General features: G+C 63.7%; 13 protein-coding genes. 1 reads left to right on the forward strand and 12 read right to left on the reverse strand.

What is annotated here, in order from left to right; genetic code table 11:
* The first annotated feature begins 243 nt into the window (after positions 1-243).
* On the forward strand, positions 244-1,644 hold the full coding sequence (locus R0232_RS15870; RefSeq protein ID WP_431512702.1) for an IS701 family transposase: 1,401 nt from the start codon (positions 244-246) through the stop codon (positions 1,642-1,644).
* A gap of 39 nt (positions 1,645-1,683) precedes the next feature.
* Here the strand turns inward: R0232_RS15870 and R0232_RS15875 are convergent, their stop codons facing one another.
* The 12 genes from R0232_RS15875 to R0232_RS15930 form a co-directional block, all read right to left on the reverse strand.
* Entirely contained in the window at positions 1,684-2,796 is a 1,113-nt protein-coding gene (locus tag R0232_RS15875) for a CaiB/BaiF CoA transferase family protein (protein WP_431512703.1), read from the reverse strand.
* A gap of 47 nt (positions 2,797-2,843) precedes the next feature.
* On the reverse strand, positions 2,844-3,704 hold the full coding sequence (locus tag R0232_RS15880) for an ABC transporter ATP-binding protein (protein WP_431512704.1): 861 nt from the start codon (positions 3,702-3,704) through the stop codon (positions 2,844-2,846).
* On the reverse strand, positions 3,698-4,927 hold the full coding sequence (locus tag R0232_RS15885; RefSeq protein ID WP_431512705.1) for an ABC transporter substrate-binding protein: 1,230 nt from the start codon (positions 4,925-4,927) through the stop codon (positions 3,698-3,700). Before R0232_RS15885 ends, R0232_RS15880 begins: the two co-directional genes overlap by 7 nt.
* Positions 4,928-4,990: 63 nt before the next feature.
* A complete protein-coding gene (locus tag R0232_RS15890; RefSeq protein ID WP_431512706.1) occupies positions 4,991-6,043 on the reverse strand; it encodes a branched-chain amino acid ABC transporter permease in 1,053 nt (350 codons plus the stop codon).
* A gap of 3 nt (positions 6,044-6,046) precedes the next feature.
* On the reverse strand, positions 6,047-6,934 hold the full coding sequence (locus tag R0232_RS15895) for a branched-chain amino acid ABC transporter permease (protein ID WP_431512707.1): 888 nt from the start codon (positions 6,932-6,934) through the stop codon (positions 6,047-6,049).
* On the reverse strand, positions 6,931-8,943 hold the full coding sequence (locus R0232_RS15900; protein ID WP_431512708.1) for an AMP-dependent synthetase/ligase: 2,013 nt from the start codon (positions 8,941-8,943) through the stop codon (positions 6,931-6,933). The genes R0232_RS15895 and R0232_RS15900 overlap by 4 nt, the downstream gene beginning before the upstream one ends.
* Positions 8,940-9,749 (reverse strand): ABC transporter ATP-binding protein, encoded by an 810-nt coding sequence (locus R0232_RS15905; RefSeq protein ID WP_431512709.1) that lies wholly within the window; start codon positions 9,747-9,749, stop codon positions 8,940-8,942. Before R0232_RS15905 ends, R0232_RS15900 begins: the two co-directional genes overlap by 4 nt.
* A gap of 3 nt (positions 9,750-9,752) precedes the next feature.
* A complete protein-coding gene (locus R0232_RS15910; protein ID WP_066690281.1) occupies positions 9,753-10,913 on the reverse strand; it encodes an acyl-CoA dehydrogenase family protein in 1,161 nt (386 codons plus the stop codon).
* 27 nt (positions 10,914-10,940) lie between these two features.
* Positions 10,941-11,708: an SDR family NAD(P)-dependent oxidoreductase gene (locus tag R0232_RS15915; RefSeq protein ID WP_431512710.1), complete on the reverse strand. Its 768-nt coding sequence runs from the start codon at positions 11,706-11,708 to the stop codon at positions 10,941-10,943.
* Between the two features lie 10 nt (positions 11,709-11,718).
* A complete protein-coding gene (locus R0232_RS15920) occupies positions 11,719-12,966 on the reverse strand; it encodes a thiolase family protein (protein ID WP_431512711.1) in 1,248 nt (415 codons plus the stop codon).
* A gap of 27 nt (positions 12,967-12,993) precedes the next feature.
* A complete protein-coding gene (locus R0232_RS15925) occupies positions 12,994-13,794 on the reverse strand; it encodes an enoyl-CoA hydratase/isomerase family protein (RefSeq protein WP_431512712.1) in 801 nt (266 codons plus the stop codon).
* 61 nt (positions 13,795-13,855) lie between these two features.
* Entirely contained in the window at positions 13,856-15,034 is a 1,179-nt protein-coding gene (locus tag R0232_RS15930; RefSeq protein WP_431512713.1) for an acyl-CoA dehydrogenase family protein, read from the reverse strand.
* Positions 15,035-15,617 lie beyond the last annotated feature (583 nt).

Raw genomic sequence — 15,617 nt, forward strand, 5'->3', positions numbered from 1 at the left:
CGAAGAGGCCTGGCACAGGCTCACCAATGTCGATGACGCAGCCCATGACCAAGCTCAGTCGCGGGCAATGTGTACCATTGCTGTGTCGGCCTTCGCCGGTGCTGCGTTCCACCTTCTCACATTGCGCGCGCCAACGCCAGGTGTTTCTTCGGAACGATTTGCGGCGCGGGCGGGCCGATTACTTAGTCTTACTGTGTCATAAATGGCATAATGCGATCTTCTCGACTTCGTGGCGGAGGATCGATGAATGCAGCCGAGCGCTTCGATCACTACCTGGAGCACCTGAGCAAAGGCCTGGGGCATGCAGACCGACACGCGGGCCTTCGTGGCTACTGCACCGGCTTGATGCTGCCGTTGGCTCGCAAGAGCGTGGAGCCCATGGCCGCACGTGTGGATCCGATGCACGCCAGCGCTCGGCACCAGGCGTTGCATCACTTCGTGGCCAAGGCCGAGTGGTCGGACACCCAGATGCTGCGTCGCGCGTGCCAGTGGGTGATGCCCAAGATGGACTTCAGTGAGGGCGGCTGGTGGATCATCGACGACACTGGATTCCCGAAGAAGGGTCGCCACTCGGTCGGTGTCACTCGTCAGTACTGCGGGGTGCTGGGCAAGCAGGACAACTGCCAGGTGGCCGTGAGCATCTCGCTTGCAAGCAATCAGGGCAGCCTGCCCGCGGCTTGGCAGTTGTATCTGCCCGAGGACTGGGCGGCCGATCCTGAACGCCGTGCCAAGGCCGGCGTGCCCGAGGAGGTGCGCTTCGCCACGAAGACGCAGATCGCGCTGCAGCAACTACGCGCGCTGCTCGAGGAGGGCGCGCCGCACCACTGCGTGCTGGCTGATGCCGGCTACGGTGTGGACAACGCCTTTCGCCAGGCGCTCAGCGACATGGGCCTGCTCTATGCGGTTGGCATCACCTCGGCCATCGTAGTCTGGCCACCCGGGCTGCAGCCGCTGGCGGCGTACAGCGGCCGGGGCCGCCCACCTGTGGTGCCTCGGCGCACTGCCGCCTTGCAGCCCATCAGCGTCAAAGCATTGGCGATGTCACTGCCAGCCCAGGCATTCCGGAGCGTTACTTGGCGCGAGGGAACCAATGCACCGCTGAACGGCCGCTTCGCGGCCGTGCGGGTGCGCCATGCGGGCGGCAATGTCGGCAAGGCGCGCCTGCGTCCCGAGCAATGGCTGCTCATCGAGTGGCCGGCCCATGAGGCTGAGCCGAGCAAGTATTTCCTGTCCACGCTATCCGAGGACGTCACCCTCGACGAACTCGTCGGCGTCGCCCACCAGCGCTGGCGCATCGAGCGCAACTATCAGGATTTGAAACAGGACTTCGGCCTCGGGCACTACGAAGGGCGAGGCTGGCGGGGGTTTCACCACCATGCCGCCTTGAGCATCGCGGCCTACGGATTCCTGATGGCAGAACGCCTCGTCGCCGACAAGCCTGTCGGCGGCAAAAAAAACTTCCTCGAACGCCAGATGCCTGCCCTTCCCGAGGATTACGTCCCCCGCGGCAGCCCTGCGCGCGCAGCGCCACGTGATGATCTCGATCACGACGCTGCGTTATCGGCTGAGCTATCAGCTGATCGCTCGTTTGGGGCGGTGCCCCTGCTGCGGCAGGGTAAGCACAAGGCTACTCTTGTGACATAGTAAGATTAGCTCAGTCCTAGATCGAGATCGCCAATCGCATCAGGTCGCGCCAGTGGCCTCGGTGTCGTCGTGTTCCCCGATAAACGGCGCGGGTGGCGGTCGATCCGGAGCCGTTCGGCTAAATCGCGGGGCCGGCGAAGGCTGCAGGACGCCGTCTCGCTCAAAGAAAGTTTCGCGAGCCGCGTTGTGCGGATGGCGGGCTGCCTCTTCCAGCGTCAGCACCGGTGCAAAGCAGACGTCGGTCCCTTCTAGCAAGGCACACCAGTGCGCGCTCGGTTGATTGCGGAAGATGTCGGTGATCTGGCGCTTGAGCGCCGGCCAGGCTGCCGGGTCGCGTTGCCGTTGAAATTCGGGGTCGCTGATGCCGAGCTTCTCCAGCAGCAGCGCATAGAACTGCGGCTCCAGTGAGGCAATCGAGATCCACTTTCCATCCGCACACTCGTACGTGTCGTAGAAATGCGAGCCACCGTCCAGAAGGTTGGCCTGCCGTTCGTTTTTCCACAGCCCCAGGGCTTTGAGGTCGCAGACGATCGAGGTGAGGAGGGCCGCACCGTCGGTGATCGCGGCATCGACCACCTGGCCCTGGCCGGAGGTGCGCGCTTCGAGCAAGGCGCAAACGATGCCGAACGCGAGCATCATGCCACCGCCGCCAAGGTCGCCGACCATGGCCGGCGGTGCCGCCGGCCCGCCTTCAGCGCGCCCGATCATGCTGAGCGCGCCCGACAGGGCGATGTAGTTGATGTCGTGGCCCGCAGCCTGCGAGAGCGGCCCGTCCTGGCCCCAGCCGGTCATGCGCCCGTACACCAGGCGCGGGTTGCGCGCGAGCAGCGCATCCGGGCCCAGACCCAGCCGCTCCATCACGCCCGGGCGGAAGCCCTCGATGATGGCGTCCGCGCCTTCAACCAACGCCAGGACCCGCTGTACGTCATCGGGCGACTTCAGGTCGACCGCCAGCGATCGGCGTCCGCGATGCAGCACGCTGCGCCTGCCACTGGCCAGGAAGGCCCCTTGTCCGCGGTCCTTGCCCTTGTCCGCCTTGCGATCCAGCCGGATCACGTCGGCACCCATGTCGGACAGCATCATCGCGCAGAACGGTCCGGGGCCGATGCCGCCGAACTCGATCACTTTCAACCCTTGCAGGGGACCACTCATTTGTCGTTACTCCTGAAACCGAATTTAAGCCACAGGCCAGCCGGCTGTTACCCCAGCCAGCGCTTTCGCCGCTTGTAGTGCTTGACCTCGCGAAAGCTCTTTCGCTCCCCCTCGCGGTCCAGTCCGAGATAGAACTCGCGCACGTCCTCGTTTTCGCGCAAAGCCTGGGCCTGGCCTTCAAGCACGATGCGACCGCTTTCCATCACATATCCGTAGTCGGCGATCTCGAGGACCACGCGGGTGTTCTGCTCGACGATCAGGAGCGACAGTCCCTGCTCACGCAGGTGATGCAGCACGGCGAAGACGTCCTCGACCATGCGCGGCGCCAAGCCGAGCGAGGGCTCGTCGATCAGCATGAGTTTCGGCTCGGCCATGATCGCGCGCCCGATCACAAGCATTTGCTGCTCGCCGCCCGAAAGGTAGCCGGCGGTACGCTTGCGCAGTTCGGCCAGGCGCGGAATCGCCTGGTAGACGCTGTCCATGGCCCGGCGCATGGCCTGCGTTGAGGGGAACATGTGGCCGCCGATGATCAGGTTTTGCTCGACCGTCATGTGTTGCAGCACACGTCGGCCTTCCATGACATGGACCAGACCGCTGCGCACCACCGTCGCCGGGTCATGCCCCTGATTCGGCCGCCCGTCGAAGGTGATCGCCCCACCGGAGACGCGACCGTCTTCCGAGTCGATGACGCCGGAGATGGCCTTGAGCGTGGTGCTCTTGCCAGCGCCGTTGGCACCCAGCAGCGCAACGCAGCCGCCTTCGGGAATCTGCATGGACACGCCCTTGAGCGCCAGGATCACCTCGGCATACAGCACCTCGACGTTGGAAAGCGTCAGCACCGCCGGTGGGGCGGGCACATGGGACGCGGCACCTTGATTCGGTGCGCCAGCAAGGGTTGTACTTACCATTTATTCACCATAGGGACGGTCACATCGCCTGCCGCCCTGAACACCTTGCCATCCTTCATCGTGGCAATGTTGACCTTTGAGGTGCCGGTCGGGAAGGGGGCATCGTTGCTGAAATCCATGCCCGGCAGCACACCCATCAGATCGTTGCTGGTGAACTGGCTGGCCAGCAGCGTCTCACGCACGGCTTCGCCGGTGACTTTGCCTGCGCCCTTGGCCTTGAGGGTGGCCTCGATCGAGCGCACGGCCACAATGCTCTGGCCCAGACCCATGATGGTCATTGCGTTCCAGCCCGATTTCAGGCCGTGCTTTTCCTGCAACATGCGGTAGAACTTGCGCGCGGCCGTGTCGTCTTCGGTGGCATCGGCGATGGCGCCCACTTCGAAATCGTCGGCAAAGCCGTTCGGGTCGCCAAGTGCCTTGGACGAACCCACTACCCCGTTGTGCAGCGACAGCATGATCGGAACGTTTTTACCCAGTGCCTGTAACGCCCGTTTGGCGGCCACGGCCTGGGCGGTGTTGGTCTGGATCACGATCACGTCGGTGCCGGCGTTGACCAGGCGGCGCACCGGCAGTGTCAGGTCGGTCGGTTGCACCTCGGTCCAGATGGCCTCGACGAAGGTGGCCTTGTCGGGGTTGGCCTTGGTGTAGCTTTGCAGGCCCTTGGCCATGTCGGCATAGGCGGGTGTGGCTTCGGAGGTGATGATTGCCACCTTGACGGGACGCTTGTCCTGGAGTTTGGTGGCGCGGAACCATTCCAGGAAACCGGCCGCCTCATGGGGGTAAGTGGGGCGCAGGTTCAGGACCCATTGGTTGGGCTTCCAGCCGAAGCCGTAGGCGGCGGTGCCCATGAGCATGGGTACCTTGTCATCCGGCAGGCGCTGCTGCAGCGCAGCAGCATCAGGACCGCCAAGGCCAAGCACGAGCACCGGTTTGAGTTCGGCCTTGATGCCGGGCCAGAGGCTGGCGGTTTGCGCCACGTCGTAGCGCGTGTCAAAAGTTTTGACGGCGATCTGTACATTGAGCTTGCTGCCGACTTCCTTGTTCCACCACTCGATCACGGCGAGTCGCCCACCCTGCATCTGGGGCATGACGCTGGCGTAGGGGCCGGCGAAGTCGGCAATGGCGGCGACGTTGATCGTTGTCGTCTGCGCGTGGGCCGGCGTGTTCAGCAGCAGGCCGGTTGCCAAAACGGTTGTGAGTTTGATAAAGGTGTTGCGTTGCATGGTTGTCTCCGGGCAGTGGTGGTGAAGGGAAAAAGGCACTGGGACTCGCCGTGTAGAACGGGTTCAGTGGTGAAACGGCCAGAGCCGATAGTTGGCTTTCAGGATGTTCCAGCGGTGCATCAGGCCTTTCGGTTCCAGCAGCAGGAACAGCGTGATGATGAGGCCGAGAAATACATTCATGCTGGCGAAGATCAGGTCGCTGCTCAGGCTGGGGATGCGTTCGACCAGATCAGGCCCCAGACTGGTAATGGTCTCCTGCACGCCCCGGATGAGCACGGTGCCGATCAGCGCCCCCACGAGTGACCCGAGCCCGCCGACGATCATCATGGCAATGAACCAGATCGAATTGAACAGCGTGAACTGATCGACCGAAACATAACGCACCTGGTAGGCCCAAAGGGCGCCGCCAATGCCGGCGTAGAAGGCGCCCAGCACAAAGGCGCGCGATTTGGCGCCGGCCACGTCTACGCCCATCATGCCGGCAGCCACATCGTCGTCGCGCACCGCGACGAAGGCACGCCCGTGGCGGCTGCGCAGGATGCCGAAAGCGCCGAATACCATCACCAGGGTGACGACCAGAAACAGGTAGTACAGCGAGCGGTCGGTGTTGAACACGAAGGCGCCCAGCTGAGCCGGTTGCAGACTGAAACCATTGACGCCGCCGAGCCAGTCCGATGGCAGATTCAACACCATGAAGTGGAAGATGAACTGGGCCGCGATGGTGGTCAGCGCAAGGTAAAAGCCCTTGATCCGCGCCGCCGTCAGGCCAAACAGCCAGCCGGCCAGCGCCGCGACCAGCCCCCCCACCGGCACCGCCACCCAGAACGGCAGCCCGGCCTTGACCTCGATCACACTGGCGGCGTAGGCACCGACCCCCATGAAGGCAGCCTGGCCCAGGTTGATCTGTCCGGCGTAGCCAGTGGTGATCTGCAGGCCGACCACCACGATGGAGGTGACCAGCATCAGGTTGGCTATTGCTACCAGGCGCGCCGAGGCGAACCAGGGGTAGATCAGCAGAATGCCGATGAAAAGGGCCAGCGCGACCCACTGGGCGCGCGTGCGGATCAGCGCGCGGTCACGTGCATAACTGGTGGAAAAAATGCCGGAGGGATCCATGGGTCAGACTCTTTCAATGCGTTTCCAGCCGAACATGCCGGTCGGGCGGACCACCAGCACCACCAGCATGAAGATATAGGGGACGACGGCGGCGGCGTTGCCGCCGATCAGCGGGTCGATGTAGGCGGCCGTCAGCCCCTGCACGACCCCGACGATGATGCCGGCCAAGAGCAGGCCACCGATGGATTCGAGCCCGGCCAGCAGCGCCACCGGCAGGGCGGCGAAGCCGATCTCGGAGGACAGGACGGTCAGTGATTTGCCGCTCAGGTAGACCATCGAGGTGATGACCGACAGCACCCCGCCCAGCGCCCAGGCGAAGGCGATGGAGCGGCGCACGCTGATACCCATGGCCAGCGCGATTTGGTGGTCTTCGGCCACCGCCGACATGGCCAGCCCGGTGCGGCTGCGGTTGAAGAACCAGTGCAGCGCCACCGCCGCCAGCACCGCGATGAGGCCACCGATGGCGAGCGAGCGCGGGATGATCATCTCGCCCAGGATGATGGGCGCCAGGGGAAAGATAGCGGGGAACTGACGCTCCTGCGGGCCCCAGATCACCAGCACCAGTCCGCGCATCAGGATCAGCAGCCCGATGGTGACCATGATCATCGAGAACACCGATTCGCCGATCAGGCGCCTGAACAGCAGCCGTTCAATCGCCAGCCCGATCAGCACCGAAATGCCCAGCGCGACGGCGATGCCCAGCGCCGGATGCATGCCGCGCGACTGGATCGCCCACCACAGCAGGAAGGCGCCCAGTACGATCATCTCGCCGATTGCCATGTTGAAGACCTTGCTGGCGCGGTAGATGACCACAAAGCCCATGGCGACCAGCGAGTACAGCAGGCCGAGCAGCGCGCCGTTGATTGTGTAGTTGATGAATTCGATGATCATGGTGTGGGCGTCTGGTCGATGTCGGTGGCGACTACGGTTGCGCGCAGCACGCCCTGGCGGCCGTCCTGGTAGGTCACGGCGATTTCGCAGGCGATGTCGGCGGCGCCTGCATACAGGCCGTCAATCAGCGCCCGATAGCGCACCTCAAGAAACTCGCGGCGCAACTTGCGCGTGCGCGTGAGTTCGCCTTCGTCGGGGTCGAGTTCCTTCGGAAAATTGGCGAAACGCACCACGCGCGAGCCTTCGGGCAGCAGTTTGTTGATGCGGCGGATTTCGCCCTGCACCAGTTGCCGCACTTCGGGCCGCTGCGACAGATCGGTGAAGGTGGAGAAGGCGATGCGCCGCTCCTCGGCCCAGCGGCTAGTCACCGCCATGTCGATGTTGATCAGCGCGCCAACCCAGGGCCGGGTTGCGTCGCCCAGCACCATCACGTCTTTGATGAAGGGCGAAAAGCGCAGGCGCGTCTCGATGAACTGCGGCGGATACAGGTGGCCGCTGGCGAGTTGGACCAAGTGCTCCAGCCGGTCCAGGTACACCAGTTCACTGCGCTCGGTCTTGCGCACGGCGTCACCGCTGATGTACCAGCCGTCGCGCTGGATGGCGGCGGCCTTCTCGGGCTTGCCCCAGTAGCCGAGAAAGCCGGTGCCGCCGCGCAGCAGCAGCTCGCCGTTATCCTGGATGCGCGATTCCAGCGGTGCGCCGAAGGCAGGATCCACATCGAGCAGCGGGCCCACAGTTTCGAGGTCGTAACGCTCGCCGCGGTGGCCGGCAATCAGGCCGAATTCGGAACAGCCGTAGATGTTGCGCAGTGGCACGCCCATGGCGTGAAACAGCCGGAACACGTCGGGCGCCATGGCGGTGCCGCCAGATACAGCGACCTTGCCGCGAATAAAGCCAAATTGGTCGCGCAGCGGATGAAGCACCAGCGCTTCGGCCAGCGGCAGCAGCAGCCGCGACAGCCATGGTGCCGTCCGCCCTTCGAGCCGCGTAACATGCACGTCGTGGCCGATGCGTATGCCCCAGCGGTAGATGCCGCGCGCAAGCCAGTTCGCGGCGAGCATGCGCGCCTCGATGGTGGCGGCGATGTTCTCCCACTGGCGCGGGCCGAACAGCACAATGTGCGGCGCGAGTTCGCGCAGATTGGGCAAGACTTGGTCAGGACCTTCCGGGAAGCTGACCACCAATGGCATGGTCAGCCCGAGTGTCACGCCCAGCAATTGCTCGGTGATCCAGGCCAGCGGCGTGTAGGACAGGTACTCCATACCGGGCTTGATCGGAAGCGCGCTGCTCATGCGCAATGCGTTGTCCATCAGCCAGCGGTGACTGATCATCACGCCCTTGGGCTTGCTGGTGGTGCCAGAGGTGTAGGTCAGCAGTGCCAGATCATCAGGGTGGCCGGCGGCGATTTCGCGTTCGAAGCGCTGCGGGTGCCGCTCGTGCTGGCGCCGCCCCGCGTCGGTCAAGGCATCGAAGGATTGCAGCAGCGGATGCCGGTACGACCACATGCCCGAGTTGTCCCAGTAAGCGATGCCCCGAATGTCGGGCAGCCGCTCCAGCAGCGCGAGCGCCTTGTCGACTTGCTCCTGATCCTGCGCGAAGATGAAGCGGGCCTGCGCGTCCTCGCATAGGTAATGCAGTTCGTCGACGGTGGCGTCGGGGTAGACCGACACGGTTTTGGCGCCCAGTGACTGGGCTGCAAACAGAGCCCAGTAATGCTCGGGTTCGTTCTCGCCGATCACGATCGCGGTTTCGCCGCGCTGCAGGCCCTGCGCTGCCGCGCCAAGCGCCATGCTGCGCGTGCGCTCAAACACGTCGGACCACGTATAGCAGCGCCACACGCCTTTGCGCTTGGCGCGCTGCGCCAGTCGCTGCGGATGTTCCTGGCTGTGGGCGAGCAATTTCTGTGGCAGGGTGAGTGCGGATGCAGGGGTGGGATGGTGTGCGCTCACTGAATTGCCCTTCGCGCTGTGCACCGCGGTATTCACGTTGGGAGCGGCCCGGCGGTTCATGCCGCTGCTCCCAGGTAGGCATGAATGACGGCCGGGTCGGCTTGCACCTGCGCCGGCGTGCCGTCAGCGATCTTACGGCCGAAGTCTAGTACCGCCACGCGGTCGGCCAGATCCATGACTACTCCCATGTCGTGCTCGACCAGCACCACCGGGATGCGCTTGGCCTCACGCACATCGATGATGAAGCGGGCCAGGTCTTCCTTTTCTTCGGTGTTCATGCCGGCCATCGGTTCATCCATCAGCAGCACCTTGGGGTCCATCGCCAATGCACGGCCCAGGTCGACGCGCTTGCGAAGACCGTAGCCGAGTGCGCCCACCGGCTGGTGGCGGATGTTTTCGATTTCGAGGAAGTCGATGATTTCCTCGACCACTTCCCGGTGCAGAGTTTCTTCACGCTGGGTCCAGGGGAAATAGAGAAATGCCTGCGCCAGGCTCGAGCGCATCTTGCAGTAGCGGCCGACCAGGATGTTGTCGAGCACGCTCATGTTGGAGAACAGATGGGTGCCCTGAAAAGTGCGCACCACGCCGTCGCGCGCGATTTCGTGCACCGCGCGGCCCTTGATGTCGTGCGCACGGTAGTGCACATCGCCCTGTTGTGGCTGGTAAAAGCCGCTCAGCACGTTCATCAGCGAACTCTTGCCAGCTCCGTTGGGGCCGATGATGGCCAGCAGTTCGTTGTCACGAACTTCGATGCCGACGTCAGCCAAGGCTGTAACGCCACCGAATCGCAGCGTGACGTTCCGGGCCTGGAGCACTGGAATGTCAGCTGCACGAGCGATTGAGGAAGGGGCGGAAAGGGAGGCCATGGGTCAGGAGAAACCATTGATGCCGGTCAGGGCGCGGCCAATGATGAGCTTCTGGATCTCGGTCGTGCCGTCGGGGATGGGCATCATGCGGGCATTTCGGAACAACAGCTCCACCCCAAAGTCCTTGGTGATGCCATTGCCGCCGTGAATCTGTACGGCTTTCGACGTGACGTTGACAGCCATCTCGGTGGCGTACCATTTGGCCATGGCGCTTTGCACCTCGCTGCGCACACCGTGGTCGATCAGGTTGAAGGCGCGATAGACCAGTAACCGTGCGGCATCGAGTTCGGTGGCGGCTTCGGCCAACATCCCCTGGATCAACTGGTGGCCGCCGATCGGCTTGCCATGCTGGCGGCGCTCCTTCGAATAGGACACCGCCTTGTCAAGCGCCGCCTGTGCGATTCCCACCGAAGTAAGGCCGACCATGGGACGCGCTTTCTCGAACAGCACCATCGTGTTCTTGAGGCCGGAGCCTGGCTCGATCATCATATTGGCGGCCGGTACGCGCACGCCGTCGAAGAAGAGCTGTGCGGTCGAGGTGCTGTTGAGGCCGAGCTTGTCGATGTTGCGGCTTTCGTAGCCGTGTTCGGCGCGGTCCACCAGGATCATCGATAGGGCACCAGAGCTTTCACTCGACGTGCGCACGATGACCATGCAAAAGTCGGAGTAGTGCCCGTTCGAGATCCAGGTTTTCTCGCCGGTAACGATATAGTGGTCGCCGTCGCGCTGGGCCCGGCAGGTGACTTCAGCCACGTTGGAGCCGACACCGGGCTCGCTGATGCCGCTGCAGGCGATGATTTCGGCGCGCACCATGCGCGGCAGGTACTTCTCGCGCATGGCGGTGTTGGTACACACCTCCAGTGAATAGGCGCCGAGCTGCTGAATCAGCAGCGAGATCGCCACGTCGCCGGAGACGCGCGCGAGCTGCTCGTACATCAGTGCATAGGTGAGCCAAGGCATCCCCATACCGCCGTATTCCTCGGCGATGATGCCATTGCCGCCCATGCCGTAGGGCAGCATTTTCTGGAAAATTTCGAGCATCAGCTCCTTTTCAATCAGCTTGTCGGGCTGGTAGCGTTCGACGATCGGGCGCAGTTCGTTTTCGAGGAAGCGTGTGAAGCCTTCGACGGCCATGCGCTGCTCTTCGGTGGGCAGAAAGTTCATTCAGGTGGTCTCCTTGTGGTGGCGCTGTCAGCGTGCGCTCATGCGCGCGCCAGCGTCGATGTGCAGGCAGGTGGCATTGATGTAGGGGTTCTCTATCACCGAGCGCACCAGGTGCGCCAGTTCCCCGGGCATTCCCATGCGGGGCGGAAAAAGGATCATGTGGTCGATGATCGCCTGTGCGACCTTCTTCGGTAGGCCGGCGACCATCGGCGTGTCGAACAGGCCTGGCGCAACCGCAACGCATCGAATGCCCAGCTCGGCAAGGTCACGCGCCACCGGCAGCGTCAGACCGATCACGCCGGCCTTACTGGCGGCGTAGGCGGCTTGGCCGATCTGGCCATCGTGTGCCGCGCCCGACGATAAATTTACGATGACTCCGCGTTCGTCGCCTTCGGGCTCATTGCGCGCCATCGCTGCGGCGGCCAGTCGCAGCACGTTGAAGGTACCGGTCAGGTTGACGGCGATCACCTTTTGCCACAGATCAAGCGGGAACGGCTTGCCGTCGGACACGGTCCTGGCGGCGTGCGGCACGCCGGCGCAGTTGACGCAAATGTGGATCGCGCCGAAGCACTCGAGCGCCCGGGCTATGCCCATTTGGACCTGCGTCTCGTTGGTGACATCGACGGGCTCGAATATCGCCGCTGTGCCGAGATCTGCGGCAGCGGAGACACCGTGTTTGGTGTCGTGATCAAACACGGCTACCCGTGCACCTGCCGCAACCAAGGTCTCGGCCACCGCGCGGCCCAGACCCGATGCGCCACCGGTGACAATCGCAACTTTGCCTGAGGGGTTCATCGTGGTTCCCTCAACGTCCGAGCAGGGTGATCGCGCACACAGCCTCCTCGAGGCCGAACAGGCCACCGCCGTTTTCGGCGATGGCGAGCCGTGCGCCCTGCACCTGGCGGGCCCCGGCTTCGCCCCGAAGTTGCATGACAAGTTCGTGCAACTGACCCAGACCGGTAGCGCCGATCGGGTGCCCTTTGGACTCCAGCCCTCCCGAGGTGTTGATCGGGATGCGCCCGCCAATTGTTGTGCCGCCGCTCTCGGCGAGCCATCCGCCTTCGCCGAACGCGCAGAAGCCCAGGTTTTCGCTTTGCACGATTTCGCCGATGGCGGTGGCATCGTGAACCTCAGCCAGCGAGATGTCCTGCGGGCCGATGCCGGCGAGTTCGTAGGCGAGCTTGGATGCCCTGGCGGTGATGTGCTGACCCACGTCTTCGGGTCGCCGGTTGGTGCCCGTGGCCACCACGGAGGCCAGCACTTTGATGGCACGCCTGCGGTCGGCCATCCGCATCAGCGCCGCCTCAGAGCAGACGATCGCCGCGGCTGCGCCGTCGCTGATCGGCGCGCACATCGGCAGCGTGAGCGGATAGGTGATGGGTGGCGCGGCCAGTACCTCGTCGATGGTGTAGGTGTTGCGGTATTGCGCGAGCGGGTTGTGCACAGAATGGCCGTGGTTCTTGGCCGAGACGGCGGCGATCTGGCGCTGCGTGGTGCCGAACTCGCGCATGTGAAAGCGTCCAAAGGCTGCGTAAATGTCCATGAACAGGCTATAGGGCGCCTTCGACATCGACCCTTCAGGCGGCTCCACGCCGTGCCCCATTTGCAGCAGATTGCGTTTGTTCTCCTCGACCGTTGCCACGTCCCAGGCGCCGTCGAAGACGCTGAACATTTTGGCCTTGTCGGTGCAAAACATCTTCTCGGCACCCACTGCCAGTGCGATCTCGCCCGCTCCGGAGCGCACATACTGCACCGCCAGGCTGAAGGCCGAGCTGCCACTGGCGCAGGCGTTCTCAATGTTAAAGATCGGGATGGATTCGAAGCCCATGGACCGCAACGCAATCTGGCCGCGGATCATGCTCTGGCCTTCAAGCACACCCTGGGTTGCGTTGGAAAAGTACGCCGACTGGATATCGCTGGTGGCGAACCCGGCGTCGGTCAGTGCCGCGTGCACCGCATCGGCGGTGAGTTGCTTGATACCGCGATCGAGGAATTTTCCTGTCGGTGTCATGCCGACGCCGGCAATGTAGACGGTTGAATGCGTGTGGCTCATTGTGGGAATCCTTGTGCAGAGTTCGGTTCAGTAGCCTTTGAAATCGGGCGTGCGTTTGCCGACGAAGGCCGCGAGGCCTTCGCGGATGTCGTGCGAATGGCGATGCGCGTCGAGTACCACTCGCTCCAGCCGTAGCGCCGAAGCCTGTGGTTGCTCCAGCCCGTCGGCGACCGTCTGCTTCATGCGGCGGATGACGAGCGGACTCTTGCTGGCGATGCGCGCGGCCAGTTTCTCCACCTCGCTCCCCAGATCGGCGTCGGGAACGACGCGGTTCACGAGGCCGAGTGGAACCAGTTCTTTCGCCGGCAGGGTGTCGCCGGTGAAGAGCAGGTATTTCGCGGCGGTGGCCCCAATTCGACGCGGCAGGATCGCGGCGCCACCGGCGCCGGGGAAGACGCCGAAATTGGCGTGGGCGTCGCCGATGCGGGCACTGTCGGCGGCGATGATCAGATCGCAGGCCATCGCCAATTCCAGGCCACCGGCCAGGGTCAGGCCATTCAATGCGGCAATGGAAGGCTTGGGGCACACGCGCAGCCGTTCCATCATCGTGCCAACCTGGTCGAGAAAATCTGTCATTGGGTCGATCGGCCCAGGCGAACCGCCAGCGTCCTCAAAAACGCCCTTGAGGTCGGCCCCGGCACAAAAGGCACGGCCTGCGCCGGTGAGCACGATGACGCGAATGCCGGGGTCGCGCTCAATGCGCCCGATGGCCTCCAGCAACTCGGTGCACATCGGGCCCGACAAGGCATTCATCGCGTCGGGCCGGTCAAGGGTAATCCAGGCGGTGGCGCCGCGCTGCTCGTAGCGGATTGTCGGTGTCGCTTCCATGTGTCTCCTTCGTATCGTGGTGTGGCCTCGGCCAGCATCGTGCGGCGGTCCGCAAGCGGGTTCAGCCTTTCAGCAGCTCCTCTGCGATGATCAATTTGCGCACCTCGGATGTTCCGGCGCCGATCTCGAGGATCTTGATGCAACGGAACAGCCGGTTGATCTCGGACTCCCAGATGTAGCCGCCCCCGCCATGGACTTGCATGGCCTTGTTGAGCACCCGGTTGCAGGCCTCGCCAGCAAAGAGAATGGAGGCCGCAGTGAGCTTGTGGGCTTCGCCGCGTCCGCCGCCGCCGATCTCGAGGTCATTGACGTCGGCCAGTGTGCGCCAGACGAGGGTTTTCATCGCCTCGGTTTCGGTGTACATCTCAGCCAACATGGCCTGCACCATCTGGAAGCTGCCGATAGGTTTGCCGAACTGCACGCGCGTCCTGGCGTATTCGACGCTCAATTCGAGCGCGCGTTCGCAGATGCCGACGCACAGCGCGGCCACAAGCGCGCGCTCCAAGTCGAGCCCGCTCATGACGATTTTGACGCCTTCGTTTTCCTTGCCAACCAGGTTGGCCGCCGGCACGCGGCAGTCGTCGAATACCAGCTCGCCGGTCTGGCTGCCGCGAAAGCCCATCTTGACCAGTTTTTGCGCCACCTTGAAGCCGGGGAAGTCCTTTTCGACGATGAAGGCCGAGATGCCCTTGGCGCCGAGTTCCGGGGCGGTCTTGGCGTAGACCAGCAGCACATCGGCCACCGGGCCGTTGGTGATGTAGATCTTGGTGCCGTTGAGAATGTAGTGGTCGCCCACACGGCGTGCGCTGGTGCGCATGGCGCCCAGCGCATCCGAGCCGGCGCCAGGTTCGGTCAGGCCGAGCGCGCCGATCTTGCTGCCGTCGCACAGACCGGGCAGGTATTGGCGGCGCTGCGCTTCACTGGCGTTGCGGTAGATGTTGTTGACGCACAGGTTGTCGTGCGCCGCCCACGAAAGCGCGATGGCAGGGTTCCAGCGCGCGAAGGACTGGCAGATCAAACCCGAACCGAACAGGTCCATGCCGGCGCCGCCATGCTCGGCGGGCACGGTGACGCCCATGAAGCCAGCCGCGCCGATTCTCTGAAAAATATCCGGCGGCCACCATTCCTCGTCGTCCATGCGACGCGCGTGCGGCACAAACTCATTGCGGGCGAACTTGTCCGCGGCATCGAGCACGGCGCGGTCGTCGGCGGAGAGAATGAAACTGCGGGGGGCGACCATGTGGGGGTGCCAATCAGTGTTTGGGTTGTGGGTCAATGAGTCACGACGCGCGCCAGATCGGACCGGCGCCAACGAGAACTTTTTAGGTTGCCGCAAATTTACAGGGGCGTTGCAAAACTGTCAAGCGTTAGATAAAATGCGGTGCGGACACTCAATCGAGCTACCAGAACTGGAGGCGGTATTCATGGGAGACGGAATCGGCGCTTTTTCTTTGGCCTTGGCCGACCTACGGCACAAGCAGGCGGTCGTCAGTGCCGAATCGACGGCTGTCGAAGATGCAAGGGGAGTGCTGGGCTGCCGAACGTTTGACCGGCGTGTGGGTCGATTTGCCCTGTGTACTGGCCGATGCCGAAATGACGCACCGCGTGCGCCTTGCCTCAACAGCTTCTCCGCGACGAGCACTGGCGCGACGTACCCGTGGCATTCGTCGCGCTCAAGCCAGGAGCTGCCACGGACGCGCAGGCCATGCTGCAATGGTGCCGTGCACAACTGGCCGGCTACAAAGATCCCTAGGACATTCGGTTTGTCGATGCCGCCGTGTTTCCGCGCAGCAGCACCGGCAAGATACAGCGCCACGAGATCG

The organism is Variovorax sp. DAIF25 (genome assembly GCF_050711835.1).
Lineage (GTDB): Bacteria > Pseudomonadota > Gammaproteobacteria > Burkholderiales > Burkholderiaceae_C > Variovorax.